This window comes from Staphylococcus sp. AC872, assembly GCF_979255425.1.
In genome coordinates this window covers 69,165-95,168 of sequence record NZ_CEEDKW010000003.1, presented here as the reverse complement: position 1 = coordinate 95,168, position 26,004 = coordinate 69,165, and the positions used below count along the sequence as shown (strand labels likewise).

34 protein-coding genes and 1 pseudogene are annotated in these 26,004 nt (G+C 30.4%); 24 read left to right on the top strand and 11 right to left on the bottom strand.

Features of this window, described 5'->3' with window-relative positions:
- Nucleotides 1–339 precede the first annotated feature (339 nt).
- From rpsF to rpsR, 3 genes are read left to right on the top strand one after another with little or no spacing between them, the layout of a single operon-like run.
- Entirely contained in the window at nt 340–636 is a 297-nt protein-coding gene (gene rpsF, locus ACZ267_RS06235) for a 30S ribosomal protein S6 (protein WP_002451521.1), read from the top strand.
- Between the two features lie 21 nt (nt 637–657).
- Nucleotides 658–1,173: a single-stranded DNA-binding protein gene (gene ssb, locus ACZ267_RS06230; RefSeq protein ID WP_002466536.1), complete on the top strand. Its 516-nt coding sequence runs from the start codon at nt 658–660 to the stop codon at nt 1,171–1,173.
- Nucleotides 1,174–1,217: 44 nt separating this feature from the next.
- Nucleotides 1,218–1,460, top strand: a complete 243-nt coding sequence (gene rpsR, locus ACZ267_RS06225) for a 30S ribosomal protein S18 (RefSeq protein ID WP_002451519.1) — start codon at nt 1,218–1,220, stop codon at nt 1,458–1,460.
- A gap of 145 nt (nt 1,461–1,605) precedes the next feature.
- On the opposite strand, the gene ACZ267_RS06220 is transcribed toward rpsR, so the two are convergent.
- The 4 genes from ACZ267_RS06220 to ACZ267_RS06205 all read right to left on the bottom strand — a co-directional run bounded on the left by ACZ267_RS06220 (nt 1,606) and on the right by ACZ267_RS06205 (nt 5,784).
- Nucleotides 1,606–2,826: a tyrosine-type recombinase/integrase gene (locus ACZ267_RS06220; RefSeq protein ID WP_002466541.1), complete on the bottom strand. Its 1,221-nt coding sequence runs from the start codon at nt 2,824–2,826 to the stop codon at nt 1,606–1,608.
- Nucleotides 2,827–3,052: 226 nt separating this feature from the next.
- A complete protein-coding gene (locus ACZ267_RS06215) occupies nt 3,053–4,240 on the bottom strand; it encodes a hypothetical protein (RefSeq protein ID WP_002466544.1) in 1,188 nt (395 codons plus the stop codon).
- Between the two features lie 22 nt (nt 4,241–4,262).
- Entirely contained in the window at nt 4,263–4,496 is a 234-nt protein-coding gene (locus ACZ267_RS06210; RefSeq protein ID WP_002466547.1) for a hypothetical protein, read from the bottom strand.
- Nucleotides 4,497–4,863: 367 nt separating this feature from the next.
- On the bottom strand, nt 4,864–5,784 hold the full coding sequence (locus ACZ267_RS06205) for a helix-turn-helix domain-containing protein (RefSeq protein WP_050969315.1): 921 nt from the start codon (nt 5,782–5,784) through the stop codon (nt 4,864–4,866).
- Nucleotides 5,785–5,889: 105 nt separating this feature from the next.
- On the opposite strand from ACZ267_RS06205, the gene ACZ267_RS06200 reads away from it, so the two are divergent.
- The 17 genes and pseudogenes from ACZ267_RS06200 (at nt 5,890) to ACZ267_RS06120 (ending at nt 16,545) form a co-directional block, all read left to right on the top strand.
- Nucleotides 5,890–6,090 (top strand): hypothetical protein, encoded by a 201-nt coding sequence (locus ACZ267_RS06200; protein WP_002467106.1) that lies wholly within the window; start codon nt 5,890–5,892, stop codon nt 6,088–6,090.
- 38 nt (nt 6,091–6,128) lie between these two features.
- A complete protein-coding gene (locus ACZ267_RS06195; RefSeq protein ID WP_031464128.1) occupies nt 6,129–6,401 on the top strand; it encodes a hypothetical protein in 273 nt (90 codons plus the stop codon).
- Between the two features lie 12 nt (nt 6,402–6,413).
- Complete coding sequence (locus tag ACZ267_RS06190; RefSeq protein WP_171991403.1) at nt 6,414–6,578, top strand: hypothetical protein; 165 nt, start codon at nt 6,414–6,416, stop codon at nt 6,576–6,578.
- Entirely contained in the window at nt 6,571–6,777 is a 207-nt protein-coding gene (locus ACZ267_RS06185) for a TscA family type II toxin-antitoxin system antitoxin (RefSeq protein ID WP_079449082.1), read from the top strand. Before ACZ267_RS06190 ends, ACZ267_RS06185 begins: the two co-directional genes overlap by 8 nt.
- 1 nt (nt 6,778) lies before the next feature.
- Nucleotides 6,779–7,117, top strand: a complete 339-nt coding sequence (locus tag ACZ267_RS06180; protein WP_002467122.1) for a hypothetical protein — start codon at nt 6,779–6,781, stop codon at nt 7,115–7,117.
- An 88-nt stretch (nt 7,118–7,205) separates the two neighbouring features.
- On the top strand, nt 7,206–8,075 hold the full coding sequence (locus ACZ267_RS06175; RefSeq protein WP_002467116.1) for a primase alpha helix C-terminal domain-containing protein: 870 nt from the start codon (nt 7,206–7,208) through the stop codon (nt 8,073–8,075).
- A gap of 11 nt (nt 8,076–8,086) precedes the next feature.
- Nucleotides 8,087–9,454, top strand: coding sequence for a DNA primase family protein (locus ACZ267_RS06170; protein ID WP_002467121.1), 1,368 nt, complete (start codon nt 8,087–8,089; stop codon nt 9,452–9,454).
- 242 nt (nt 9,455–9,696) lie between these two features.
- Nucleotides 9,697–10,050 carry a hypothetical protein gene (locus tag ACZ267_RS06165; RefSeq protein WP_002467109.1) on the top strand — a complete coding sequence of 118 codons (354 nt, stop codon included), beginning with the start codon at nt 9,697–9,699 and terminating at the stop codon, nt 10,048–10,050.
- The gene (locus ACZ267_RS06160) at nt 10,043–10,420 is read left to right on the top strand and encodes a hypothetical protein (RefSeq protein WP_002467110.1); all 378 of its coding nucleotides are present in this window, start codon (nt 10,043–10,045) and stop codon (nt 10,418–10,420) included. The genes ACZ267_RS06165 and ACZ267_RS06160 overlap by 8 nt, the downstream gene beginning before the upstream one ends.
- A gap of 1 nt (nt 10,421) precedes the next feature.
- Nucleotides 10,422–11,063, top strand: coding sequence for a pathogenicity island protein (locus tag ACZ267_RS06155; RefSeq protein WP_002467115.1), 642 nt, complete (start codon nt 10,422–10,424; stop codon nt 11,061–11,063).
- Between the two features lie 285 nt (nt 11,064–11,348).
- On the top strand, nt 11,349–11,693 hold the full coding sequence (locus tag ACZ267_RS06150) for a hypothetical protein (RefSeq protein ID WP_002467111.1): 345 nt from the start codon (nt 11,349–11,351) through the stop codon (nt 11,691–11,693).
- Between the two features lie 14 nt (nt 11,694–11,707).
- Nucleotides 11,708–12,235: a hypothetical protein gene (locus ACZ267_RS06145; protein WP_031464129.1), complete on the top strand. Its 528-nt coding sequence runs from the start codon at nt 11,708–11,710 to the stop codon at nt 12,233–12,235.
- A gap of 18 nt (nt 12,236–12,253) precedes the next feature.
- A complete protein-coding gene (locus ACZ267_RS06140; RefSeq protein ID WP_002467104.1) occupies nt 12,254–12,850 on the top strand; it encodes a hypothetical protein in 597 nt (198 codons plus the stop codon).
- A complete protein-coding gene (locus tag ACZ267_RS06135; protein ID WP_002467101.1) occupies nt 12,843–13,145 on the top strand; it encodes a hypothetical protein in 303 nt (100 codons plus the stop codon). The genes ACZ267_RS06140 and ACZ267_RS06135 overlap by 8 nt, the downstream gene beginning before the upstream one ends.
- A 52-nt stretch (nt 13,146–13,197) precedes the next feature.
- A pseudogene (locus ACZ267_RS06130) lies at nt 13,198–13,668 on the top strand (terminase small subunit); the annotation flags it as partial.
- A complete protein-coding gene (locus tag ACZ267_RS06125; protein ID WP_002467112.1) occupies nt 13,667–13,804 on the top strand; it encodes a hypothetical protein in 138 nt (45 codons plus the stop codon). The pseudogene ACZ267_RS06130 and the gene ACZ267_RS06125, both read left to right, overlap by 2 nt.
- Nucleotides 13,805–16,275: 2,471 nt before the next feature.
- On the top strand, nt 16,276–16,545 hold the full coding sequence (locus ACZ267_RS06120; protein ID WP_002467118.1) for a hypothetical protein: 270 nt from the start codon (nt 16,276–16,278) through the stop codon (nt 16,543–16,545).
- 59 nt (nt 16,546–16,604) lie between these two features.
- Here the strand turns inward: ACZ267_RS06120 and ACZ267_RS06115 are convergent, their stop codons facing one another.
- Nucleotides 16,605–16,853, bottom strand: a complete 249-nt coding sequence (locus ACZ267_RS06115; RefSeq protein WP_002467107.1) for a hypothetical protein — start codon at nt 16,851–16,853, stop codon at nt 16,605–16,607.
- Nucleotides 16,854–17,103: 250 nt separating this feature from the next.
- Here ACZ267_RS06115 and ACZ267_RS06110 point away from each other — a divergent pair, with 250 nt between their 5' ends.
- Nucleotides 17,104–17,358: a GlsB/YeaQ/YmgE family stress response membrane protein gene (locus ACZ267_RS06110; RefSeq protein ID WP_002451497.1), complete on the top strand. Its 255-nt coding sequence runs from the start codon at nt 17,104–17,106 to the stop codon at nt 17,356–17,358.
- Between the two features lie 78 nt (nt 17,359–17,436).
- Here the strand turns inward: ACZ267_RS06110 and ACZ267_RS06105 are convergent, their stop codons facing one another.
- The gene (locus tag ACZ267_RS06105; RefSeq protein ID WP_002467100.1) at nt 17,437–17,613 is read right to left on the bottom strand and encodes a hypothetical protein; all 177 of its coding nucleotides are present in this window, start codon (nt 17,611–17,613) and stop codon (nt 17,437–17,439) included.
- A gap of 415 nt (nt 17,614–18,028) precedes the next feature.
- Between ACZ267_RS06105 and ACZ267_RS06100 the strand changes: the two genes are divergently transcribed.
- The gene (locus ACZ267_RS06100; RefSeq protein ID WP_002451495.1) at nt 18,029–18,658 is read left to right on the top strand and encodes a LysE family translocator; all 630 of its coding nucleotides are present in this window, start codon (nt 18,029–18,031) and stop codon (nt 18,656–18,658) included.
- A 20-nt stretch (nt 18,659–18,678) separates the two neighbouring features.
- Nucleotides 18,679–19,257, top strand: a complete 579-nt coding sequence (locus ACZ267_RS06095) for a histidine phosphatase family protein (RefSeq protein ID WP_002467117.1) — start codon at nt 18,679–18,681, stop codon at nt 19,255–19,257.
- Between the two features lie 81 nt (nt 19,258–19,338).
- On the opposite strand, the gene ACZ267_RS06090 is transcribed toward ACZ267_RS06095, so the two are convergent.
- From ACZ267_RS06090 to ahpC, 5 genes are all read right to left on the bottom strand, one after another.
- Nucleotides 19,339–19,722 carry a hypothetical protein gene (locus ACZ267_RS06090; RefSeq protein WP_002467114.1) on the bottom strand — a complete coding sequence of 128 codons (384 nt, stop codon included), beginning with the start codon at nt 19,720–19,722 and terminating at the stop codon, nt 19,339–19,341.
- Nucleotides 19,723–19,873: 151 nt separating this feature from the next.
- The gene (locus tag ACZ267_RS06085) at nt 19,874–20,500 is read right to left on the bottom strand and encodes an NDxxF motif lipoprotein (protein WP_002467102.1); all 627 of its coding nucleotides are present in this window, start codon (nt 20,498–20,500) and stop codon (nt 19,874–19,876) included.
- A 139-nt stretch (nt 20,501–20,639) separates the two neighbouring features.
- Entirely contained in the window at nt 20,640–22,286 is a 1,647-nt protein-coding gene (locus ACZ267_RS06080) for a hypothetical protein (RefSeq protein WP_002467108.1), read from the bottom strand.
- A 205-nt stretch (nt 22,287–22,491) separates the two neighbouring features.
- Nucleotides 22,492–24,015: an alkyl hydroperoxide reductase subunit F gene (gene ahpF / locus ACZ267_RS06075; protein WP_015365385.1), complete on the bottom strand. Its 1,524-nt coding sequence runs from the start codon at nt 24,013–24,015 to the stop codon at nt 22,492–22,494.
- A gap of 17 nt (nt 24,016–24,032) precedes the next feature.
- Nucleotides 24,033–24,602 (bottom strand): alkyl hydroperoxide reductase subunit C, encoded by a 570-nt coding sequence (gene ahpC, locus ACZ267_RS06070; protein ID WP_002451489.1) that lies wholly within the window; start codon nt 24,600–24,602, stop codon nt 24,033–24,035.
- Between the two features lie 521 nt (nt 24,603–25,123).
- On the opposite strand from ahpC, the gene ACZ267_RS06065 reads away from it, so the two are divergent.
- Nucleotides 25,124–25,879: an NADPH-dependent oxidoreductase gene (locus ACZ267_RS06065; RefSeq protein WP_002466447.1), complete on the top strand. Its 756-nt coding sequence runs from the start codon at nt 25,124–25,126 to the stop codon at nt 25,877–25,879.
- Nucleotides 25,880–26,004: the final 125 nt, after the last annotated feature.

Here is a 26,004-nt window from a genome sequence, read left to right as displayed (position 1 = left end):
TTGAATTGAAAACGCAATGATGATGTTATTACAATTAATTTTTATTTACAATGATACGACTTACACAATATAAAGAATGATTTTATTATGTATATTCATATTGATTGTTATAAAAATTGGTTGAAAAAATTATATTAAAATCAGTTACTATATCGAGTGAATATCAAAAAGAGGATATAGTGCCTATATGTTTGTCATTTCGTTTATTATAATTTCAAATATGATTGTAAAAAGTAATACTCTGTGCTATAATTCTTGATTGTGAGTAATGAAAATTATTCCTTGCTTATCACAAAATGATGATAAGCCGTATAGACCACAAGGAGGTGCAAATATACAATGAGAACATATGAAATTATGTACATCGTACGTCCAAACATTGAAGAAGATGCGAAAAAAGCAGTTGTTGAACGCTTTAACGGTATCTTAGCTTCAGAAGGATCAGAAGTTTTAGAAGAAAAAGACTGGGGTAAACGTCGCCTAGCTTATGAAATCAATGATTTCAAAGAAGGTTTCTATAACATCGTACGTATCAAATCAGATAACAACAAAGCTACTGACGAATTCCAACGTTTAGCTAAAATCAATGACGATATCATTCGTTACATCGTTATCCGTGAAGACCAAGATAAGTAATAATTTGACGGGGGCGTTTAAATGTTAAATAGAGTTGTATTAGTAGGTCGTTTAACGAAAGATCCAGAATACAGAACCACTCCCTCAGGCGTAAGTGTAGCGACATTTACTCTAGCAGTTAATCGTACTTTCACGAATGCTCAAGGGGAACGCGAAGCAGATTTCATTAACTGTGTTGTTTTCAGAAGACAAGCAGAAAATGTAAATAACTACTTATCTAAAGGTAGTTTAGCTGGCGTTGATGGTCGCATACAGTCACGTAGTTATGAAAATCAAGAAGGTCGTCGTATCTTTGTTACTGAAGTCGTTTGTGACAGTGTTCAATTCCTTGAACCTAAGAATTCACAAAATGGCGGTGGCCAACGTTCACAAAACAACGAATTCCAAGACTATGGTCAAGGATTCGGTGGTCAACAATCAGGACAAAATACTTCGTATAACAACAATTCATCAAAACCTAATTCAAATCAATCAGATAATCCATTTGCGAATGCGAACGGACCTATTGATATTAGTGATGATGATTTACCATTCTAAAAAATAACTAATTTAAAAATACAATTAAAAGGAGGCAGTTAATCATGGCAGGTGGACCAAGAAGAGGCGGACGTCGTCGTAAAAAAGTATGCTATTTCACAGCAAATGGTATTACACATATCGATTATAAAGACACTGAATTATTAAAACGTTTTATCTCAGAACGCGGTAAAATTTTACCACGTCGTGTAACTGGTACTTCAGCTAAATATCAACGTATGTTGACAGCTGCTATCAAACGTGCACGTCATATGGCTTTATTACCATATGTTAAAGAAGAACAATAATATATAGTTTATTGTAAAACCCCGTAAGCATAGGCTTATGGGGTTATTTTTGTGTTTTTAAATATAGAAAAAGGGCAGAAAAAGGGCATTATATGACGATTTTGCTTTTTAAACCTAAAAAATACGCCTTTGATATAGACGTATTTCAAACAATATTGATAGTTTCCAATTTATCCATCATATCTTTAGCCATTTGATCAGTAACATGTGTGTATATCTCTAGTGTGGTTTTATAGTCTGAGTGTCCTACACGCTCTTGTATAGCTTTTAAGTTAATCCCTAATTGTGCAAGTGTGGATATATGCGTGTGACGTAATGTGTGCGTTGTAACACGTTTCTTTATTGAACTAATCTCAGTAGCCTCTTTAATAATGCTATTCACTTTGTTTAAGTCTATAGGACTACCAGCTGTATTAGTGAATACATATCCTCTATCAATAAAATCTTCATTCCACTGGTTTTCTTTCTTATTATCCAAAATAAGTGTTTTAAGTAAGTTAATACTTTGGGTAGTGAGTCCGATTGTTCTATAGCTTTTACTTGTTTTAGTCGTCTCTTTTACTCCGAATGCTCCCGTCTCTTTATCAGTTACCCAATTAATTGTACCGTCGATATCTAGCGTTTTATCTTCATAGTTTATATTTTCCCTCTTTATTGCAAGTAGCTCACCGATACGCATACCATTAGCAATTTGAAACTGTACTATAGCTTTGACCATTTTATAATTACGCTTTCTTGTTGAATGTTTTTTGTGCTTAATTAGGTAATCAAAGCAACTAAGTAACTCTTTAATTTCACTATCTTCTAAATAGTTATTACGTTTAGCTTGTAGTTCATCTCTAGTTTTAGCCTTTTTAGGAATATCTATTTTATCTAGTACACTTATATCTTGTAGATCGTAATATTTAAACGCATATTTGAAAACAGAACGAATGATAATAACAAGAGACTGAACGTGTCCTTTACTATGTATACTAGCCCAGTTGTTAATTATATCTTGTAGATAAGTATGAGTAATGTTGTTTATCAGCACTTCTTTATCTATAGCATTTTTAACTGTGTTTGAATTGCTTACCTTTTCTTTGATTGTTGTAGCCTTTGAACCAGAATGATTTTTATAATGTTCTAACCACTCATCACATGCGACATGGAAAGTTAGTGACTTTAACGTTGTCGGTGTCTTATCATTTAACTTCGCCTCTATACGCTCATTTAAGCGCTTTTGAGCCTCTTTTTGTGACTGCTTACCATTCTTATTAAGAACCACGCTAACACGCCGCCATTTGTTTGTGAGAGGGTCTTTGTACTTCTCATAATAGCGATATTGTACTTCGCCATGTTTGTTAGTGAATTTCTCATGCCACATTTGTTATCCCTCCTTATAAATTAGTACCAGGTGTCAAAAAATGTTATAATAAAAGAAAAAGTAGGTGAAAGCTTGAATTATATAAAATTTGTGATGACTCACATTGTTATTGTTATAGTGATTCTTAATTTGTCAATTAAAATTTCTATGTTATTTGATTTGAATTTTACTTTAAGTTTCTTAGTATTTTATATAATTTTTATAACTTTGATCAAAGTAGAGGTTATTAATTATTATCAGAATCGTTTTGGGATACGCTTTCATCTTCGTTTTTAATTTCGCTTTCAAATTTTTCGGGAACTTCTAAAATATTAGAATTAGTCTCATTATTTTTTTGTTCAAGTTTACGTAGTGATGCCTCTATTTGCATTCTTTCAAGTTCATATTTTGCAATATCGGTCTTTAGTTTCTCTCTTTCAGCGTCATTTCTTAATTCTTTAATATCATTTGGAACCTTTTCTTGAAACTCTATCCCACTTATAGATTTTATTTCTTTACCTTTAAATATTTGGTAAAAAAGAATGAAATTGGCTATCCAACTAGTAATACTAAACGCTTCTTCATTATCGAAATAAGCCTTTTTAATAAAATCAAATGGAATGAATGAAATGAATTCGATTATGCCAGGACTTTGTACGTCTATTTTCTGTGATTTAAATTGAAACGAAGTACTTTCAGTGTATAACTTTATTAAGTTATTAAATTCAAACCAAAGTTGGGGTGAAATATCTTCTTTTCTTTTTATATCTATATTTATGTGTAAATGATTGTTTTGAATATAGATTGGATTTATTAAGTAATTAATTGCTTCTTTATATTCAGATAAATTTATTATTGTTTGGTGCATTTGAAGCTTGTTTAATATTTTAGGATCAATGCGGTAACGAGACGTTTCTTTTAACCATTTTATCTTTCTATGAAGTTTGTTATTCGAATATTTATAATCTTGCTTCTTACTATCTGTTTTGAGTTGTTGGATTTCTTTATCGTTATACTCAATTGCATCGCTAATAACTATCCCAATAGAGAATTCGAAAGATCTGTAATTAGGGATAACTATGTAATCACCTATTTTAATTTCATGTATAAATTCAAATAGTCGCTTACTTAAATCAGTGATATTTCTTTTGGTTAAATTACTTTTTTCTAATATTTTTTCTCTTTCATTTTCAGATAAGTTTAAAAGTGCTTGTTTTAACTCTTTCTGCTTACTATCATTTTTTGAAGTTATTACTTTTTTGTAGTCTTCTAACTTATTAATTTCTTTTAAAGTGTTTAAATCTACAATGTTGTTAGTTATAGATACATGATCATTGTATTTAAAATCATTGTACCAACTTCCCCCATTTGTCCGTATTAGCCAATAGTTTGTATTGTCAGGAATTATATCAATCTTTAAATAGTTTTCTTTCACCTAACATTTCCCCTTTGTTTAATTATTCATCATCTTCTAGTAAGTTTGTTACATTAACTGTGATTTCTTTTGTTATAGGGTTAATGCTTACATCCTCTCCATAGCCTAATGATTTCACTTGAATGGTATCGTTTACTAATTTTAATGCTATTTCAACATGTTGATAATCTTGCAAAATTAACAAAGTATCTTCATTTGTCACAACATCATGTGATCCTTTTCCGTTAATAGTAACTTTCCAATCATTGAAGTACATTCTACATTTCTCCTTTATTTATATTATTCTTCTTTCTCTAATCCTGTAATTAGCATTATCAATAAACAAATAAGTATAAACTACCAAAACCAGAAGTCTTACCGACAATATCTCGAGTTTCTCCTTTCCGTTCCGGTCCTTGGTCCGTAACGGTGTCTTTATTTTGTTTTAAATTGGAACAAAATTATTCATTACTATCTTTAATTATTGAATTGTCATTTCAAATTTTGTATTTACCAAATTTTATAATGTCCTCCTAATTATTTGTATTTTGAAGTCTATGTTATGTGTTAAAAGAGATTATGTTGAACATCTCCTTATTACAAGCAAATTCATGATGCGAAATGTGAATTAACTTCCTTAAATATTATTGTGAGTTGTTATCGGGATTAACGGAATTTAAACCTTTTTCTAATTCCTCCATGTCGACGACAAGATGATTCTTTATATAATCAGATAAATAAGAGTTTTCAAGTAATGTGTTTTTAAAAAGTTCAGTTTCTAAATCAACTCTAATATTTGAGGCTAGAAAATTTTCTATCTCATCTATAATTTCTTGATCAATTTGATTGTTGTTAGATATATAAATGCTATATTTAATTAAATCGTTTAGTATATTTATTATTGGATAGTTTTCAGAATGCTCATGTTTATAAATTAAATTTTTTAATTCAAATACATTAATACGACCGAAGTTATTCAATTTTTCTGAAACAGTGATTTCTTCATTATTTAGATATTTTTCATATATAAAGTTATTGCCACTTACTTTTTTGATTTTTTCTGGATCTATATTCTCAAGACTTTTAAGAGAGTTATCAAATATTGAGATCATATTTTGGATAATTAATTCTAAATTATTATTTGAAAAACTTAGTAACTCACCGTAATCTTTTATTCCATCATTTTTTAATGATTTTAAATTTTTTTCAGTGGTTTTTGCTTTGAATTTTAAATATTCTTGAATGCACATTTGAACAATATACATTCGACCTTGAAAACTTAAGTCTGCTAAATTACCAAAACCATATTCATCATAAATATTTAAATTGTCAAATAAAAATGTTGATGGGTTACCATAAAGTAATTCATTTATAGATATATTTCCTAATTTTGCTATTTTACTTATTCGTTTTTTATTAGGAATCTGTTTGCCATTCTCCCAGTTAGATATTACGCCAGATTTTACAGGTGAAATTTCGTCTATTTGTTCACCGAATTTAATCATAGAAGATCCTAAACTCAATCTAATTTGCTTAATTCTTTTACCTATCTCACTTTTATTCATTATTTCACCTCATGATAATTATATAATAAAACGTTATGTTTTTCTATGTTAAATGTTGACTTTAAAATAATGTTATGTTTTACTATGTATAAGCGAGGTGATTGAATGAATAAAATTGTTGGTTACAGAAAAATGTTAGGCAAATCTCAAAAAGCTATGGCTAAAGAATTTGATATATCTGTTCAAGCATATCGTATGAAAGAAATAGGACAGGTAAATTTTAATCAAAAAGAAATGCTACATTTTAGAAATATGTTAAGACAAGAATTGTTTCCAAAAATTACTGTTGATGAAATATTTTTTTAATTTATATCTATGTTTTGCTATGTTTAGGAGGGTAATAAATGCCAAGAATAAAATTACAAGATCTACCAACTAAGGAAAATACCGCTCTAGAGAAAGGACAAATAGTATTTCCTATAAAATACGCTAAGCCCAAGTTACTAGGAGAAATATTTAATTGTAGTTATTCAACTATCCGGAGATTACTCATCTCATATGATGGAGATAATTTAGGGATTGATAATTTATACGTAGATATCAGTAGTACATTAACACTGGTGAATGTAGAAAAATTTGAGCAATTTCTCCAGAAAAAACACAAAAAATATTTATAAGGAGTGAAACAAATGAAGTTATATATTTTACTTTCAATACTAGCAACTGCTATTGGCACATTGTATGCAATGAACATAGATTTCTTACATGGTTTAGCGATTACGTTCTTGATACAAGTTTTAAGTATACCGGTAGCAAATCAATTTGAATATAAAGGAGATAACCAAGATGAATAAGGAACAATTAGCAATAATCAAAGAATTACATGAAATTTTAGAATCAGCTATAAATGATAAACGTACTGAATATACTCATACAGTAAGTGAGGGTAACCAAGAATGGACTGAAACAATTAATCGAGAAAAGCAACTTCAGTTTATATGTGAAGTAGTTTCTGAGAGATTAGTAAATAATTTTGAATGGGATAATGAATAAAATGGAAAAATTACAATATTATATTAATGAAATGGTGAATGATGTTATACACACGGATCTAAATATGAAATTACATGCTTTGATGCATTTAGTTGAGGATAATATGACTAAAAATGAAAAATTTCGAGAATCCTTGTTAAACAATAATGAGCGTATACAAGTTGAAATAGTTAAAGAGGCAATACAACACGATTATGTGTTATCTAGCGTTATAAAATCATTATTAAATGATGTTAAACACGTAAATAGCGATGTTGCAATAAATAGACATAATGCATTAGACGAAATAGACAAAATAAAAGCGTTACTTCCAACCGACCAAAGCGAAAGTAACGCATAGAAATTTAATAAATTAACAGAGCAGTTAATAAAATACTCTTTATATATTATATCATTTTCTGTCCTGTTAATCACTAGAGGTGAAGAAATTGAACAAAATAAAGCTAGAACACGATACCCAAATATCTGTGATTTGGTATAACAACCTAGATTCTCGTTCCTTTAAAAATTTTTCGCAACCTAAATGGAGTGAGTTAGTTAATAGGTTATCAATACCACAAAATAATACTAATAAGTATGCACGTGGTGTAGCTGTATATGGTGATATAAAAGATGGTATTGATGAAGATGGTAAAGAATACAAAAAGTACCGTAACAATGACAATGTGATTTATCGTGATGTCCTAGTGTTGGATTATGATGATATACCCAATTTGAGACCACTGCATGATGCAATTACAGACACTTTAAAAGGCGTTGCATGGTTTTGGCATACTACGTTTAATCATCAAACAGAAAGCCCTAGAATACGCTTGTATGTGCCATTAAATGAGCGTGTCAATGCAGATGATTACCGCAAGTATACAAAAGTGTTAGTAAGCAAGATAGGTCATAGGGTAGACGAGGGGAGTTTTCAACCTAGCAGAGCGATGGCGTTGCCCGTATATCAAAAAGATAAATATCCGTTCTTACATCAATATAATGACGCCCCAATTTTGGGGACTCAAAAGTTAGAAGAATGGTTAAAAGAATTAAAATCCGAATATAATGAATCAAATAAATTCAAATATCCTAAACGTCGAGATAATGAATTTTGGAAGTCTATCGCCTTTGGTGTATCTACAGGTAACCGAAACCAAACGTTAACATCGTTAATTGGTGTATTGCTAAACAGACGTGTGCCAGATCCATTAGTATATGCATATTGCTATATGTGGAATGAAAATTGTAACCCTCCAATGAGTTCTAGAGAGTTTAACGCCACATTTGAATCTATATACAAACGAGAACATCGATAAGGAGGCTTTTTATGGCAAAATTTCCAGATTATTTGGAAAATAAAACAATATTTGATGAAAAAGATTTCTTTGATGGGAATAGATTTAAGTTTTATGAATTTGCATTATTTTTATATGAAGAATATCACGGTTGCTATATCGACAATCGCCCCCATGTTTTTACAGGCAAGAAGTACGAGCCACTTAATATAGATGTTGTGCGTAAAATGACTATCAAATATATCCCGTCATTACGAGAACAACAAAATAAGGAAGTATATCAGAAGTTAAAAACTCTATGCATGAATAATTATCAAGAACAATGTTCAGCACGCTATATAGGATTAAAAAACGGCATATACGATATTGTTGAAGAAAAATTAAAGGCGTTTAGTCCTCAATACTATATAACCAATATTATTGATGTTGATTTTAATGAACAAGCACAAAGTGATTTAATAGAACGGTTTATTAAAGATATATCAAATGACGATGAAGAAGTAGAACAACTAATCTACGAAATGATTGGTTATGGTTTATATCGTGATAACTTTTTACAGGTCGCATTCTTTTACTATAGTCCGGGAGGCAATGGCAAAACTACTTTACTTAAATTATTGCACCATTTCTATAATCCAGAAAATACTACAGCATTATCTTTTAATGACTTAAACGATAAATTTAAACCTGCAAATTTACAAGGAAAGCTAGTAAATATAGCTGATGATATAGATCCTAATCGTATTAAAGATACGGGCAATTTCAAAATCATTGTAACAGGAAACTACATCACACTTGAATTTAAAGGGCAAGACGCTTTTGAGTTTAAGCCATATGTAAAACTCATCTTCGCAAGTAACGAGTTACCAATGAGTAATGATAAGAGTGAAGGTTTTTATAGACGTATGGTAATTATTCCTATGCTGCGTAAGTTCGGCAAAGGTGGGCAGAAAAAAGATCCAATGTTATTGAACAAATTGATAACGCCACATAATATGTCAGCCTTACTTAATTTAGCTTTAAAAGGTTTAAAAAGAACATTAGAAAATAACGAGATTATCGAACCGAAAATTACTAGAAAGACAAAAGAGGAGTATCAATTTGATAATAATCCAGTTCTTCAGTTCATAGAAGATGCGACAGACAAGGATTATAGACAATTGCCAGTAGTAGAAGGGCGTAATACTGATAAAGCATATGAAATATATCAAATATGGTGTGCAAATAACGGCTATCATCATATGAATAAAATGAATTTTTCTAAAGAGTTATCAAAGTTAGGTTATAAATCTGTGGCTTACTGGTCAAAAGTTCAAGAAAAAACTAAGAGATTCTATGTGAAAGAAACAACTAATAAAATCTACGATACTAATGGAACTATTTTAAAAACCTTACAGTAAAGTGTAAGAAATCTCAGAGTAGTGTAAGGCTTGAAACTGTTGATATAACTTGATTTGTTGCATCTACCTTACACCTTACACTTAAATAACAATCCATAAGAATATTAAGTGTTTAAAAATAAAATTATGAACTAGGCTTTTTATCTGTAAGGTGTAAGGAATGTAGTGTGAATGTTGATATAAAGGGATTCGTTAGATTACAGGTTAGTGTGAGAAAAAACTATATAGTGTGAGGTTTTAAAATGAACAATGTAAAAAATAAGATTATTAAATATATAACAGAAAATGCTGGTACATCGTTTGTAGAAATAGAAAAAATATTTGATGAGTATCATTTTGAATACAAAGGGAACGGAGCTTATACCAGTGCAGAGAACAACAACATTATATTTTGGTATGGGTGGAATGAACAAGCTTTTAATGTGGTTAGTAGTTTAGTTAACGAAGGATTAATTGAAATGAACACGTGTGAGCCATTTATTTATATAGTAGATGGTAAAAGTTTAAATTTTCCAATTGCGAAATCTGAGTGTATAAATACGTATCATTGGTTACCAGTGACATTTAATTTGGTTAAGGAGGAATCACATGGATAAAGAGCAACTTAAACAGTATATGTACGACTATGTAAAAGAACATAAAGAAATTCCTATTTATCAGTTAGAAGATTTATTTAAAGAGTTAGATCATGACTATAAAGGTAAAACGAGTGTGACACATGATCAGGATAAGAATATCGTTTTTTGGAGTGGTTGGAATAAGCTCACAATGTATGCGTTGATTGAGTTAGTTAAGGAAGAACATCTTGATCTTGTGTATAGAAGTAGTTATGTAATGCGTTATTTGTTAGATGGTCGAGTACCCAATTTACCATTAGCAATTAGTTATCCAGAATATGAGCAACAAACTGAAGTACCATCATGGTTACCTATGTTATTAAGAGTAACCAATAAAGGAGTGGAATAATATGAACATAGAAATAATCGCGACCCAATTTGAAACAAGAGCAGGCACGTTATTAAGATATTACACAGGTTTATTAGAAAGTAGTAGAAAGACACCGTTTGGATTCAAAATATATAACGATCCGTTTGATATGGTGTATGTGGTCATGGAAGGTAATTTGTACGGCCATATCTACATTAAAGATTGTAATGTTAGAAAAGCGTTTGAATTAGCGTCTCCTAAGCACACTGAAGGGCTTATAAGAAGTATTGAGGGGCATTATGCAGGTTATGAAATACACGATGATAAGCACCTATCTATAAGTGATATGATGGCAAGTCAATTATTCGAAAATGAATATTTCATGTATGGACTACAAACATTCGCAGAAAGTAATAACATTGATATGTTCACTTATATTGAGGGTGGATTAAATGTTGAAGAACTTGAGGGTGTTCAGTCTAGTAATGCTGATGTGATAGGTAATATGGAAATGTTGTATCAGTTAGCAACAGGGATTAATGAACCAGCACCAGAGTTAGTTGAGGGATTGAAGTTAGTAACTGAATTTGTACAAGACGAGAACGCTACACAAGACGATTACAAAGCGTTAGAGCGTAAGTTAAGTGAATTGAAGTCATCTTATTACAGTTTGAATAAGTAACTTGATAAGGGGTCACATGTGTTGTGTGGCTCCTATATATAGCTAATAAATGTTAATTGTTGTAGAAATACACTAGGGTATGAATCTTTCCAAATACGAACATTAGTTCTTTAGGTGATATACTACATTTTACTACATAAATGCTTTTAAGAGTTTATTTAACGGTAAAATAATGTGTGTTAAGAAAAGGTAACAATGGCATAAATAACGAACATTAGTTTGTGTTTTTCGTGTAAATTTAGTATAATTAAGGTATAAAGTAATTATGAAAGTGAGGTGGAAAAGATGCAAAAAGTAACAGAAAAAGAAAAGACGTACAACTTACCCGATGAACACCGCCAAGTACTCAATGTGATAAGAAATACGTCTAAGAAATATATTACTAAAACAAATATTTTAAATCAATTAGGTATGACAGTTAATCGTACAAACGAAAGATGGTTACGTTTAACTATCAATAGTTTAATACTGAACTATCATTATCCAATCGGATATAACTACAGTAAGACACACAGAGGCTATTACATGATTGAGAATGAGCTTGATAGACGTAATGCTATCAATAGTATTCAACGTCAAATAGAGGGCAGTCAAGCACGTATTGATGCTATTGAAGAAATGGAAATATAAAAGGGTGTAGTGATTTGGAATTAGTACAAAAATTTGCAGTTAAGCACCTAAAGACAAAATATAATGCTGCATACCTAAAACAAGCATTTGATGAATGGGAACAACGAATAGAAGATATGTACGCACTGCACTATCCGAGAATGTTTATTGATCCATACACTATGCAATTGTCCTATGAGTCGAATCACATAGAAGATTTAGCATTATCTATTGTTGAAGAACGAGATAAGCTACACAAATATAAACGTCATTCAAGGAATGATTTAAAACAATTTCATAAATTATTATCTCAATATTCTGATGATGAACAACGACAAATTAAAAAGTATCAAAAAGATAGTATTTTGATTGATGATGAATTATTAAATCGAATTAGTGATGACATTTTACAATTAGTGAATTCAACTAAAGATAACAAACGTCAATCCATGCAAGAAGAAATCAAATTAGAAAAAGAAAAGCGTAAGATAGACGGTAAAGCTCGTAAGCAACGTATTAAAGAGCGCTTGAAACGAGAAAGACAACAAAAACAATTAAATTAGTATAAGGAGAATGTGTAAATGAAAACAGAAGCATATTTTGAAGAGTACAACCAGTTTATTACTAATCAACGTAAAGCAATTAATGAATTAGAACAACAACGTAATGACTTGCAAGCTAAAATCGAAGCAGATAAAGAGGAATATAAGCAGTTAGTAGCGAATGGTGAAGATGATAAAGCAGATAAGTTATATCAAACAACTGATACAGAGGAAAAGCAATTACAGGCTATTAACAAACGTCTTACTACTAAACAAGAAGTATTTGATGAAACTAGAAAAGAAAAAGCTATTGAATTGATTAAACATCAATCTGAATTACCCAAGTTATATGAGGATGAAAAACAAGAACTAATAGCTAAATTTGAACCAATCATTGAGCAATACAACGATATTATTGATGAAATTAATGATTTAAACGAGCGATACACAGAGGAGTTCGAACGTTATGCGATTCCTTATAGACGCGAGAATTTCGACGAAGATGCCCAAATAAGAAGTGATCTAAGACCTCATTTTAGAGAATATGCACCAATGTATTATGTCTCTAATAGTGAATTGCCAATTATAGGTACAAATCAAAAAATGAAGTTTGTAAAGGAGCGACAACATGGATAGAAAAGATGAATTATATAAAAAGGTAATAGCTGGTTTAATTGCTGGTACTGATGAAGATGGAAATGTAATTATAACTGATGAAGATTGGGAAAATGTTGACCGTATTGGAGAAGAAATTAATGCTCAAGTCGAAAAAGAGAATAGAAAAGAGAAATTGAGAGACACTCAATCTATTCAAGAATATGCACGCTTGAATCGTGTAACTAATTCTGAAAGATCTAAGAATATTCATCAGCAAAATATTGATGGTATGAGCTTACGAGAAATAGCTCGAAAGAATAGAGTTGTTAACTAAACTAAACGCCTATCCTCACGGGTAGGCAATCTTTATATTAAGGAGTGAGTATATGGACAAATTAACACCTAAACAAGAGCGCTTTGTGAATGAGTATATTAGAACATTAAATGTTACGCAGAGCGCTATAACGGCTGGTTATTCGCCTAAAACGGCACATGTATCTGGGTGTCGCTTGTTAAAGAAGAAACATATTAATGATTATATCCAAGAGCAAAAGAAAAAAGTTATAGATGAAAGTGTATTAAGCGCTAATGAGCTATTGCATCTATTAACTAATTCAGCAGTTGGTGATGAGACTGAAACAAAGGAAGTTGTAGTTAAACGTGGTGAATATAAAGAGAATCCACAGAATGGTAAGGTTCAGTTAGTTTATAATGAATATGTTGAGCTAATAGAAGTACCTATTAAGCCTAGCGATCGCTTACGTGCTCGTGATATGTTGGGTAAATATCATAAATTATTTACAGATAAACAAGAAATTACAAATCGTAATTTTGAAATTAACATAGGCGAATGGGATGAAGAAGTGGAATAAATACCGAATATATATAGATATAGTAGATATGAATGTGGCGACACCAGTTTTTATAGATAGTATCGGTCAAGACGATGAAAAGAATGAGCGAGATTTAAAAGAATTGGAAAATAATATCTAAATAGTGAGATTTAAGAAGGAATATATCTACTTATCTATGTTTAATACTTAAAAAAATGGCTACATTAATGTAAGAGTTATGCATTTGTATAACTTGAAACACTCAAAAAACTATAGTTTTTACTACACTTATTTAAGATATGGTATTTATCTTCTATTTATTAAATAATTATTTTCCTTTAGATTTTCACCCAATCTCTTGTTATTAGAAAAGCTTTCGTTAACCATATCTTAATAAGGTAGTTTTTTATTTTTGTAAAATGCTTCATTTGGGGTTATATTTATAAGAAGTTAATGTTAGATTAATATTAGTGAGATATTAATTACGTTCTCACGAGGCATTCTATCATCATTATTAGTTTTCTTTCGAAAGATAGTCCTAGTGGCTATCTTTTTGTATTGTGAAAATCTTTGTAAGTGTGTTATAATCTATGTCTAAAACCAAAACTTTTTACATCTAAAGTACTCAAAATTGAGTACTTTAGTTTGAAACTAAAGTTACGTAAATAAAATAGTAAATTTTTGCATTTTAGAGTTCAATATTATATTATATATATTAGTAATTGATAACCTCATATATTCGTTACTATTTAAGAACAGTTTATTTAACTGTTCTTATTTTTATGGTATTATATACAATACATGCAACCCTTTGTAGAAAGCTATAAAAAATCCCTGACTAGTTTACTTATGCATGTCACTGGGTAAATTCGCAATACTTTTTAACTAAGAGTCATTGACCGTATCAGTTATGATACGGTTTTTTTATGAAATGATTGTCGAAAAAATGTAAATTAATTTGGTTCCGTCGTTAGTAAAAAAATGATACATTGAGATTAGGGATATAAATACTACAAAAGAATTGTAGTGGTTTTGCTTTGAATTATTCCCTCTTGTTTCTATTTGTATAAAAGGTAATCATAGTGATTGCCTTTTTTATTTAAACGGTATATTAAAATTTGTGTTTACGTATGATAATATGTTATATTTTAAATATCACATGAAATAAGCACTCATTAAATAACTTTTATATTCTTCCAACCACGTTCATTATGATCGTGGTTTTTTATTAGTAAAAATGTTATAATTGTACATGGGGCTCCCCAGCTCCATAATTGCTTACGCATTTAAATAGCTTTTCGCCACACTCAAATAAGAGTGTGGTTTTCTGTATTGAATAAGAATTGTAATGATCGAATCAACTGAATTTAAATAATAGTATAATAATAACCGTCGTACATATTGCATATAAAATAGTCCATAATGTGTAAATTATCTTATGATGGTGGTCTATTAAATTAAATAACATGTATAGATAATAAGAGAACAGCAAAAGACAAATAACACAGAGTATATATAGGCATACTATGACAAAGGTCAATGCACCATCACCTCACTAAAAATTCATATATTTTTAGTTTAACAGATATTTTAATTTATTTAGTGAATACTATGTTTAAAATGTAAGAAATCGGTTAAACAATGGTAGAGTCAATGGAGCCAGTTGGCTCTACCCCTTTGTATAATATTCATGAAAACCCCCACACCACTTTAATTAGTGGTGTTTTTTTATGTTTAAATCACTTAAAATCGGTTATGAACATACTAGAGTTTAATTAACCCTTTTTTTCATTCGATACTCCATTGTTTATACTTAGCTAAATCAGGCTATGCCACATCTTTTTTAAAAGGTGTGGTATTTTTATGTTTAAATCATTAGAAATCGGTTATAATGTTTGTAGAGCTGGTCACTCGTTTTTAAGATCTTCAATATTTTTTCAATCTTTAAAGAATACCATATCTATTTAAATAGGTATGGTATTCTTTTTATGTTCTGAGAAACGTCCTGTGTTACAGTGGCAAATATTATTTCGTAACTATACTATGTGTGTTAATGGTAAATGAATTTGGCGTCATGAAATGCAAGATCAGTATAATTAGTAAATCTAATTATGAAATAGCAGAAGATTAAAGCATGTTAAAGAAAATGATCTTGGCATGGTGAGTGATCAAATTGATTAAAGTCAGTAAATTTAAACAGAACTCAAGTAACTAAATTTATAAAAGTTAGTGAAGAACTTTCTGATGATTCCACGTGGAATCAAACAATTTTAAGGGCAAAAAAGGGCATAATTTTGAAACGAAGAGCAAGAGTATGAACTTTACTTTAATGATGACATAGCTATATATACTGATTTATAGGCGTTTTGATTGTTGATGGAATGTTATAAAATATGTCTATATAAAAGAAGAACAATAATATATAGTTTATTGTCGGAACCTTGTAGGCTTAGCCTATGAGGTTCTTTTTTGTTTTCAAAAACTTCATGAGGGATATTTAATATATAAACAATGTGAATCTGAAGACTTTGAAATTTTCCATGTATGGAGTTGCTTAGTCATTTTTGTTAAGCTTAAAGTATACATAATGATTTATTGATATTTATGGGGTGATGGGTAATCAATTCTAAGGTGAATGAAGCAATTAAAGGTGTATGTATTAATTTAATGTTTACGTTTGCAATTGGTATTGCAATTACTTATTTTAACTTTGATTACGGTATTGATAATGCCTTTTTTCATTTTTTAGAAAAAATTAGCGTTGTAAAGTTCTTTGACAATCATTCTGCGAATACTGCAGTGACGCTAGGACTATTGTTAACAGCTTATGAAGTCATTGATACATTATTTTTAGAGGATGATGAAGAGGATGAAACTGAGCGCTCTATAAACGAAAAATAAATCACGAATAAAGAAAAGCTATGGCTGAAACTGATTGAATGTCAGTGCCATAGCTTTTCTTAATTATTGTTATTAAAACGACCTAATAAAAATGAAGTTATACTACTTAAAATAATTAATACAATAAGAAAAGAAAGTAGATAAATTTGATTGCTTTCGACATGAAAGCCCATCTCAAATTGACCATGTAAATGACCATTAATATAAAAATTGAGTGTAATAATGGTCAGAATTAAAATAATAGATATCGCACTTAATAAGTCGAAACCTATTTTAAAAATGAAAAATTTATTTTTATTTGCGTTCAAGATGATACAACCTTTCATATTCTTAGAAAATAATAAGTCGGTACCATCCCATTTGTTTATTGTGCATACGTTATTGAATGAATTGCAATTAGAAATTTTAAACGAATGGTTAATAATTATCAATATATAAATATCTATTTTTTTACTAGTTTTAATAAATTTTTAACTAAAATGGTTTCGGGATGTGATTATGGGGTATACACCATAGGTAGACATAATGATTATTATGTATTGAAAGGAGTGAAGACACATGTTCGGATTAATAGGAATGATCATCGTAGGTGGTCTTATCGGTTGGATTGCAGGTGCAATTCTTGGTAAAGATATCCCAGGCGGTATTTTAGGTAATATTATTGCTGGTATCGTAGGTGCATGGGTTGGTTCAATGATCTTTGGACATTGGGGACCAGAACTAGGTAAAATTTATATCTTCCCAGCATTATTAGGTTCAATTATTTTAATTTTCGTGGTATCACTTATTTTAAAAGCTTTACGAAAAAAATAATTGTAACATAGCAATAGAGATGACCTTAATTGATAAGGACATCTCTATTTTTTTTAAATTATTTAATAGCCAGCCCAATTACTCGACGTAAATACTACCTAAAATGGTCATTAAAAGTGTTAGTAAACATGCTAGAAGGATGATATTTTGTACTTTAATTGAATTACTTTTATCACCATTTTGTCTATATGTATAAAATAAATAAAACCATGACAAAATGACGAGTATACCTAAAATAATAATCACTATTTTCATAACATATATACCTCCTCATTGGTTACGTACCCTAATCGATTGATCATAATTGAAGAGATATGTTGATAAAAGTGATTATAAAAATATATATCATTTAAATTTAGACAAAAAAAAGAGGATGACGCTGGGTAACGCCATCCAGGAGTATTATGTTCATGAATATAAAAGACTTTGTAGTTACTTATTAACTACATGTATATAATATCATGAATTATATTAAAATACCAATTAAAACAACTTAATTCTAAAATAAATTTTTCGTTGTGTACATTTAATTATAAATATGCAATCATATCATTCATTTTTTAATTTTATTTATCTTATATGCATGAATAGTTAGTCAATTCTCAATATTTTTCGAAGTGTTGTATGTTTATGCATGGATTGATACGATAGCTTTATGGAGGGATTCATTTTGGAAGGTATATTAACATTTATATTGATTTCACTCTTAATCATCATTGTACCTGGTCCTGATTTTCTAATTGTAATGAAAAATACGGTCCATTCAGGAAAAAGAAACGGTATGATGTCCGCATTAGGTATTACCACGGGTCATATAGTTTACGCTAGTTTAGCTATTTTTGGAATTATATACATATTAACAAGTTTATATTATGTCTTTGTTTTGATTAAAGTACTTGGTGCATGTTATTTAATCTATTTAGGCGTACGCTCTATCTTATCAGCACGTCAATCGATGTCATTTAATGATAAAAAACAAGACTTAAATCAAGTGTCATATCTATCATCATATAGACAAGGTTTCTTAAGTACGATATTAAATCCTAAAGCATTACTTTATTACATGAGTATATTACCTCAATTCTTATCACAAGGAAATATACATATGACCTCTCAAGTTGCAGTTTTAGCATTATCGGTAGTGCTTGTAACATGTTGTTGGTTCCTATTCTGCGTCTTTATATTTCAATATATTAAATTACTGTTCAGTAATCCTAAAATTAAAGCTATTTTTGATTATGCGGTAGGAATTATTTTAATTGGATTATCAATTAATTTATTATTAAGTAAAACAAGTTAATATGAGTGAGGAGATTCAAAATGAAAATATATTTAGTAAGACATGGTGAATCTAAATCCAATTATGATAATAAGTATGGGGAGCCTTATTTTTGTGGTCAACTTAATGTGCCATTAACGGAACAAGGTACGGAGAGTGCACAAGCATTGGTGAATTATTTTACGAATAAAAACATTGATCATGTATACGTTTCAAGCTTATTAAGAACACAACAAACGTATGAAGCAATATTTCCTTATAATATACCGACAACATTTACTGATTTATTAAAAGAAAGATCGCTAGGTGTCTTTGAAGGGAAATATAAAAAAGAAGTGTCACAGGACGAAACTTTTTATAAATATTTTAATGATGATAACTTCAAAGATTTCCGTCATAGCTTTACTCAAAAAGCACCAGAAGGAGAAAGTTATCAAGACGTATTTGATAGAGTAGCAACTTTTTTCAATTCTATTGTTGATCGTAATGCAGATCAAATTGTCATAGTCGCCCATCAGGTTGTCATTAGATGTATCTTTGTGTATTTAGAACAAATAACGAAAGAAGAAGCATTAACTGCTAAAATCGAGAATTGTAAACCTTATCTTATTGAAATGTAAAAAAGAGTGAAATACCCCTATATGATAGGGGCATTTCACTTTTTTTAATTTAAGACGTCCAGTAGTCTAAATAGATACATTTTAATTTGTGGACGTTTTCTTTTGTTTCGATGAATCCACTATGAGCGTTACAAAAACACTTATTATAATTAAAATTGAAGATATAGTAGCGGTAACGCCAACCCAATAGTTTTCCATAAAGAATGCGATAAGCGCCAATAATGCCCATACTGGAACCGCAATAATTTGAAGAATACTTGAAATAATTCTGGTTGTCATATAGTTGAAAAAACATAATATGAGTGCAGGTAATGCCATTGCCACCATAGTACCTATTGCAGACCAAAGTTCTACAGGCTTATCCAAACTGATTGTATTAGACCCAGTGGGATATTTAGCACACGTTAAAATAGTTAACACTGTTGATAAAATCGCGAGCACTACAAAAGATACACGTAACTTCATCTTGTCACTCTCCAAAATGTTTTTTAAATGAGTAAATAAAAAGTTTAACTATCTATAGTGTGACTTAGACGTCGGGTGATGTCAATTTGGCTTAAGATATAAATAAAAGCTTCTAATCCGCAAATTTTATAACGGTTAGAAGCTTTTTAGTTTATTTATCAAATACATCAGTTTTGATATTTTTCTTGTCTAAGAAAGATTTGATTTTATCTTGTTGCTTTTTGTTTACATCGCCTGCATAGTTGGTTGGTACGTCTACGACATTGATTGAATTTTGTGGTTGATAATTCAATTGCTCAATGTCTTCATCAACGTTAGCGATTGTACTATTAAGTGCTTTAAAATATTTGATAATACGATTAGTTGGATCTTTATATTCACTTGGAATCTTGTTATTATTCACAAACTTTTTAAAGTGTAAGTCGTTTTTTACTGCAAGATTAGACAATTCACTTAATTGTTTGGATTGCTTTTTAGTAATCTTAGTGCTGCTATCACTCTGTCTGTCTAATTTATGTTGCATCACGTACTTATTATCTAAAATATCACTGTTAACTTGTAGATATTTTTTTAATACTTTATTCATTTCGTCTTCACTGATAGTAGCATTGTTTTTATTAGATGTGAAAATATCTTTTTCCTTTAATTGCTTAGCATTTTTAGGTGCATGGGCACTACTATGTGAATCATGATCATTATCATCTTCACTTTTATTTGCACAGGCTGATAAGATAAGTGCAAAAGATAAAATTAACGTGAGTAGAACTCTTTTTTTCATCAGGTTTGGAACTCCTTTTATTCATACAATATTCATTATTTTAAATTCTTACATATTATAGCGTATCACTTATCAAAAATGATTTGAATGTTTAAGCACTTAGTTATTTATGAACTATGAACATTTTGTGTATAAATAATTAAAGTGATTTTGTTTCATTAACAGTATAACCGCGTAAACTCCATAAACGTAGATGTGTCCAACCTTTTTCAATTTGTTTAGATAACTTTTTATCTGGTATTGGTAAAAGTTTATTTTGTTTAATCAAGTTATTCATCATCTCGACTGCATGAGCTTCATCTGGTGCTATTCTTAGGTGGAATAAGATATATCTTACGGTTTTTTCCTTTTTGATATCATCATCTTCTTTTATGTTATTTCTAAGAAACTTGATGAATTGTTTCAACTTGGTATTACGTGTATAAAATTCATTATTTGCATATATTAATAATTCATCGAGATGGCTAGGTTCATAAAATCCTTTTAGTGGATCGTCTATCTCATCAATATTTGCGAGCATAGGAATAACTGGGTGTAATAACATATCATTTTGGACGATGACTAATTCATTGATATTCATAGCTTCTATTTCATTTTTAATGTCCTTTTCTGTCATATCTCTGTCGTATAAGTGTTTCATTAAATGAACCACACGTTCTAATGATGCATATCCATATAAATTCGTTATCGCAAAATAGATATTGAAAGGTGTTACATACTGTTGCATTTTCTTATTATTTTTCAATTGGTTTAGTTGTTCTTCAGCTAAATTTTGACGAATTTCGGGATCCATATAGATTTCAAGTTCTGGAACTTCAGTTTCTAGATCCTGCAGTTCTTCTTTAACAGAATCACTAGAGATATCATCATTACCCGCAGTATTTTTAGTATTTAGACGTAGACCTTCGAGTACTTGATTATCCTCAGAAACTATATGCTGCTCTTGGTGGCTAAGGAATGTCTCAATACCACCATTATCATGAATGTAATTTTGGATGAAATCTAAAGCGTCATAAGGAATAGATACGATATTATAGCGCTCATTATAATTAAATAAAAATAAGTGATCTAACACATCTGATACAGTATGTAATTTTGGATGTTTAGCTATTATGGCTGCCAAATCAATACTATTGTCATAATTGGTATGACTTTTAATGATTTGATGTAACATGAACAAAGATGACGGTTTAAAATGATTAAAGACATTTTCTAACAATGTATAATCTTTGAAAAAGGTATCATTAATTAAATTGACGGCGTCTGATTTTTTAATTTTTGACGGACTTTTAATTTGATAAAATTTCAAAATGTCTTGTAAGTTTTTCGATTTCAAAGTTGATAAATAATCTTTCAAAGATGTATGTTGAATTGCATTGAAAAGTTCTTTATCTAATTGATTTAATTGTTGAATAAGTAGTTGTCCTTCTTCGTCTTGGACTTTATTTTGGTAATGATTAGCGAAAACATGCGTATTGATTTGATTTAAATAGTGCGTATCTAGCATAAATGTATTTGTAGATGTCTTATAAATAAAGCCTAAACGTTGTGATAATTGACATTTATGTTTAATTTCTTTATTAACTGTGACGGGATTATCGTTACTGTTTAGCAATGATTTAATACAGTCTTGTTCGGTTTTATTCATTTGGTTATAAATGAAGTTAATGTGATGTGATTTAAAAGCAATATGTAATGTCTCAAGTGGTGAAAGTTTTCTAGGGATGTCTAAAAATGATTGGATTTCATAGATTTTCACTTTGGTAATATGATTTAAGGTGTTCATAATAGCTCCTTTAAAATTTATGATATGTGATGGATTTAGACTAGAAAACAGTGTCTTGATAATGTAAAAACCCAACGATGTTAAAGATTAAAACTTTTCATTAATTCCATCATAACATGTTTAAAGAATTAAATAATAAAAAAACAGAATTCCGTAGGGGAATTCTGTTTTGAAGATATATTAATGAAATGTTGAATCCATTTAATTAGTTTCTAATAATATAATCGAAAGCATTCAATGCGGCATTTGCGCCAGCGCCCATAGAGATAATGATCTGTTTGTTTTTCTGATCAGTTACATCACCAGCAGCGAAGATACCTGGAACATTAGTGCTATTATTACGATCAATAACAACTTCACCACGTCCGTTAAGTTCAACTGCATCAGAAATCCATGAAGTGTTAGGTACTAAACCGATTTGTACAAAGATACCGTCTAAATTAACGACTTGTTCTTCGCCAGTGTTCATATCTTCATATTTGATACCAGTAACATGATCTTCACCAATAACTTCAGTAGTTCTGGCTTTAGTTTTAATGTCAACATTTGATAATGAACGTAAACGATCTTGTAGAACACTATCTGCTTTCAACTCATCAGAATATTCAAATACAGTAACATGTTTAACAATTCCAGCTAAATCGATTGCAGCTTCAACACCTGAGTTACCGCCACCGATAACTGCAACGTCTTTATTTTCGAATAGAGGACCGTCACAGTGTGGGCAAAAAGCAACACCTTTATTGATTAAACGATCTTCGCCAGGAATGTTAAGTTTACGCCAACTTGCACCTGTTGAAATGATGGCTGTTTTAGTTTCCAATACAGCGTCATTTTCTAAAGTAACGCGAATAGCGCTATCTGTTTTTTTAATGTTTTTTGCACGAATACCAGTCATTGTATCGATATCGTATTGAGCGATATGATCTGCTAAATTAGAAGAAAACTCAGTACCTGTTGTTTCTTTAACAGTGATGAAGTTTTCAATGCCAGCAGTATCATTAACTTGACCACCGATACGGTCTGCAACAATACCAGTGCGTAAGCCTTTACGTGCTGTGTAAATCGCAGCACTACCACTTGCAGGGCCACCACCGATAACTAATACATCATAAGGATCTTTGCCTTCGAATTCAGATGCATCTGCAGTACTTCCTAATTGGTTAAGAATATCTTGAATTGTCATGCGACCATTACCAAATTCTTCTCCGTCTAGGAAAACAGCTGGTACAGCCATAATATTTTCAGATTCTTCACGGAAGACAGCACCATCAATCATTGTATGTGTAATGTTAGGGTTAATTACACTCATTAAGTTCAATGCTTGAACGACATCTGGACATTTTTGACAAGTTAAACTTACGTAAGTTTCGAAATTGAAAGAACCTTCTAATCCTTTAATTTGATCAATTACGGATTGTTGTTCTTTAGGTGCACGTCCACTTACTTGTAAAATAGCTAATACAAGTGAGTTGAACTCATGACCTAATGGAATACCTGCGAATGTAATACCTGTTTCTTCGCCTGGGCGATTCACTGAAAAACTAGGTGTACGTTTTAAAGATTTTTCAGTAACTGTTATGTGCGCAGACATGTCAGCTACTTCATCTAATAACTCTTTTAATTCTTTTGATTTATCGTCAGAGCCAAGGCTAGCGACGAATTCAACGTCGCCTTCCATAAGCTCAAGTAATTGTTTTAATTGTTGTTTTAAATCAGCATTAAGCATTTTCAATTAATGCCTCCTTAAATTTTACCTACTAAGTCTAATCCTGGTTGTAAAGTTTCAGAACCTTCTTCCCATTTTGCAGGGCAAACTTCACCTGGATGTTGACGCACATATTGAGCAGCTTTGATTTTGTGAACTAATGTGCTTGCGTCACGGCCGATACCGTCAGCATTGATTTCAGCTGCTTGAACAACACCATCAGGATCGATAATGAAAGTACCACGTTGAGCTAAACCAAGTTCTTCATCTAATACGTCGAAGTTACGAGTAATAGTTTGTGAAGGGTCACCAATCATATTGTATTGGATTTTGCTAATAGCATCTGAATGATCGTGCCAAGCTTTGTGTACGAAATGAGTATCAGTTGAAACTGAGAATACATTTACGCCTAATTCTTGTAATTTATCGTATTGGTTTTGTAAATCTTCTAATTCAGTTGGGCAAACGAATGAGAAGTCAGCTGGGTAGAAGCAAACTACACTCCAAGAACCTTTTAAATCTTCTTGAGATACTTCTTTGAATTCATCTTTCTTTGGATCGTAAGCTTGTGCTGTGAATGGTAAGATTTCTTTATTAATTAAAGACATAGGTAAATTCCTCCTGATATTTGAAATGTTTTATTAGAATTAGATAACAATCATTGTTTGTTTATAATAATTCTAATCTCTTACTAATTATTATTACATTTAGGATTTAAATAGTCAACTTCATCAACTTATATAATTAATAGCACGTTGAGAAATTGATGATACAAGTATTATAAGCCTATAAATGAAATTGATCGCTTAAGTGAAATAAGTGATATTGATAAAATAATTTACTACTGTCACACATTAAATAATCAATTACATTCTCAACTAAAGGCTTGTTATTGATAATATAGTGTAATTTTATTACATTCCACTATACTTTGATATTAACATGTTGTATCAAAACTTTCATAAAAGAAGGTTTGTTATAGGGGTAAGTCAAAATTATTATAAATACATAAAATATGATTAATCATTCACCTGTAAATCCAATTAATTTAATTTCCAGTTGAAAAGGGTATACAATATTTAAAGATTATTAACGAAAATATTACTTTTCGAGAGTAGGAGTGGGAATAGTGTCAGATTATGTATATGAATTAATGAAAAAACATCACTCGGTGCGTCGTTTTAAATCAACGCCTTTAAGTGAAGATACAATTGAAAAATTAGTGGAAGCAGGTCAAAGTGCTTCAACATCTAGTTATTTACAAACTTATTCAATTATCGGTATTGATGACCCTGAAATTAAAGAGGATTTAAAGGAAGTATCTGGGCAACCATATGTTGTTGAGAATGGTTACTTATTTGTTTTTGTTTTAGATTATTATCGTCATAATTTAATTAATGAGAATGTAGAATCAAACATGGAAGTTTCTTTTGAATCTGCTGAAGGTCTATTAGTGGGATCGATTGATGTAGCTCTTGTTGCTGAAAATATGGCTGTTGCAGCTGAGGATATGGGGTACGGCATTGTTTACTTAGGCTCATTACGTAATGATGTTGGTCGTGTACGTGAGATTTTAGACTTACCTGAGTATACTTTCCCATTATTTGGTATGGCTGTTGGTGAACCAGCAGAGAATGAAAATGGTTCTGCAAAACCTCGATTACCATTAGAACATGTTTTCCATAGAAACCAATATAATTCAGATAAAGAAAAACAAATCAGTGAATTACAGTCCTATGATCAAACAGTAAGTGATTATTATAAAGCGCGTACCGATGGAGAAAGAACTGAAACTTGGTCACAACAAATCGAGTCATTCCTAGGAAATAAAACAAGATTAGACATGCTAAATCAACTTAATGATGCAGGATTAATCAAAAGGTAATAGCGCTATTTAATCAATAGTGATGTTATGGTTTCAGGGTTAATTGTTGGTGTCAGAAATAGCATCTTCTTAATTGTAGATTTAATAAAATAGTATTAAAAAAGGGAGGAGGCAATTTAATTGTC

Excerpts from the sequence above, each read along its gene's own strand:
- ACZ267_RS06085 (WP_002467102.1), bottom strand. The coding sequence starts at position 20,500 with ATGAAAAAAAGAGTTCTACTCACGTTAATTTTATCTTTTGCACTTATC.
- ahpF (WP_015365385.1), bottom strand. The coding sequence starts at position 24,015 with ATGCTTAATGCTGATTTAAAACAACAATTAAAACAATTACTTGAGCTT.
- ACZ267_RS06180 (WP_002467122.1), top strand. The coding sequence starts at position 6,779 with ATGGAAAAATTACAATATTATATTAATGAAATGGTGAATGATGTTATA.
- ACZ267_RS06110 (WP_002451497.1), top strand. The coding sequence starts at position 17,104 with ATGTTCGGATTAATAGGAATGATCATCGTAGGTGGTCTTATCGGTTGG.
- ahpC (WP_002451489.1), bottom strand. The coding sequence starts at position 24,602 with ATGTCTTTAATTAATAAAGAAATCTTACCATTCACAGCACAAGCTTAC.
- ACZ267_RS06210 (WP_002466547.1), bottom strand. The coding sequence starts at position 4,496 with ATGTACTTCAATGATTGGAAAGTTACTATTAACGGAAAAGGATCACAT.
- rpsR (WP_002451519.1), top strand. The coding sequence starts at position 1,218 with ATGGCAGGTGGACCAAGAAGAGGCGGACGTCGTCGTAAAAAAGTATGC.
- rpsF (WP_002451521.1), top strand. The coding sequence starts at position 340 with ATGAGAACATATGAAATTATGTACATCGTACGTCCAAACATTGAAGAA.
- ACZ267_RS06185 (WP_079449082.1), top strand. The coding sequence starts at position 6,571 with ATGAATAAGGAACAATTAGCAATAATCAAAGAATTACATGAAATTTTA.
- ACZ267_RS06105 (WP_002467100.1), bottom strand. The coding sequence starts at position 17,613 with ATGAAAATAGTGATTATTATTTTAGGTATACTCGTCATTTTGTCATGG.
- ACZ267_RS06090 (WP_002467114.1), bottom strand. The coding sequence starts at position 19,722 with ATGAAGTTACGTGTATCTTTTGTAGTGCTCGCGATTTTATCAACAGTG.
- ACZ267_RS06135 (WP_002467101.1), top strand. The coding sequence starts at position 12,843 with ATGGATAGAAAAGATGAATTATATAAAAAGGTAATAGCTGGTTTAATT.
- ACZ267_RS06160 (WP_002467110.1), top strand. The coding sequence starts at position 10,043 with ATGGATAAAGAGCAACTTAAACAGTATATGTACGACTATGTAAAAGAA.
- ACZ267_RS06165 (WP_002467109.1), top strand. The coding sequence starts at position 9,697 with ATGAACAATGTAAAAAATAAGATTATTAAATATATAACAGAAAATGCT.
- ACZ267_RS06205 (WP_050969315.1), bottom strand. The coding sequence starts at position 5,784 with ATGAATAAAAGTGAGATAGGTAAAAGAATTAAGCAAATTAGATTGAGT.
- ACZ267_RS06170 (WP_002467121.1), top strand. The coding sequence starts at position 8,087 with ATGGCAAAATTTCCAGATTATTTGGAAAATAAAACAATATTTGATGAA.
- ACZ267_RS06220 (WP_002466541.1), bottom strand. The coding sequence starts at position 2,826 with ATGTGGCATGAGAAATTCACTAACAAACATGGCGAAGTACAATATCGC.
- ssb (WP_002466536.1), top strand. The coding sequence starts at position 658 with ATGTTAAATAGAGTTGTATTAGTAGGTCGTTTAACGAAAGATCCAGAA.
- ACZ267_RS06095 (WP_002467117.1), top strand. The coding sequence starts at position 18,679 with ATGAAAATATATTTAGTAAGACATGGTGAATCTAAATCCAATTATGAT.
- ACZ267_RS06190 (WP_171991403.1), top strand. The coding sequence starts at position 6,414 with ATGAAGTTATATATTTTACTTTCAATACTAGCAACTGCTATTGGCACA.
- ACZ267_RS06125 (WP_002467112.1), top strand. The coding sequence starts at position 13,667 with ATGAAGAAGTGGAATAAATACCGAATATATATAGATATAGTAGATATG.
- ACZ267_RS06195 (WP_031464128.1), top strand. The coding sequence starts at position 6,129 with ATGCCAAGAATAAAATTACAAGATCTACCAACTAAGGAAAATACCGCT.
- ACZ267_RS06200 (WP_002467106.1), top strand. The coding sequence starts at position 5,890 with ATGAATAAAATTGTTGGTTACAGAAAAATGTTAGGCAAATCTCAAAAA.
- ACZ267_RS06080 (WP_002467108.1), bottom strand. The coding sequence starts at position 22,286 with ATGAACACCTTAAATCATATTACCAAAGTGAAAATCTATGAAATCCAA.
- ACZ267_RS06140 (WP_002467104.1), top strand. The coding sequence starts at position 12,254 with ATGAAAACAGAAGCATATTTTGAAGAGTACAACCAGTTTATTACTAAT.
- ACZ267_RS06155 (WP_002467115.1), top strand. The coding sequence starts at position 10,422 with ATGAACATAGAAATAATCGCGACCCAATTTGAAACAAGAGCAGGCACG.
- ACZ267_RS06150 (WP_002467111.1), top strand. The coding sequence starts at position 11,349 with ATGCAAAAAGTAACAGAAAAAGAAAAGACGTACAACTTACCCGATGAA.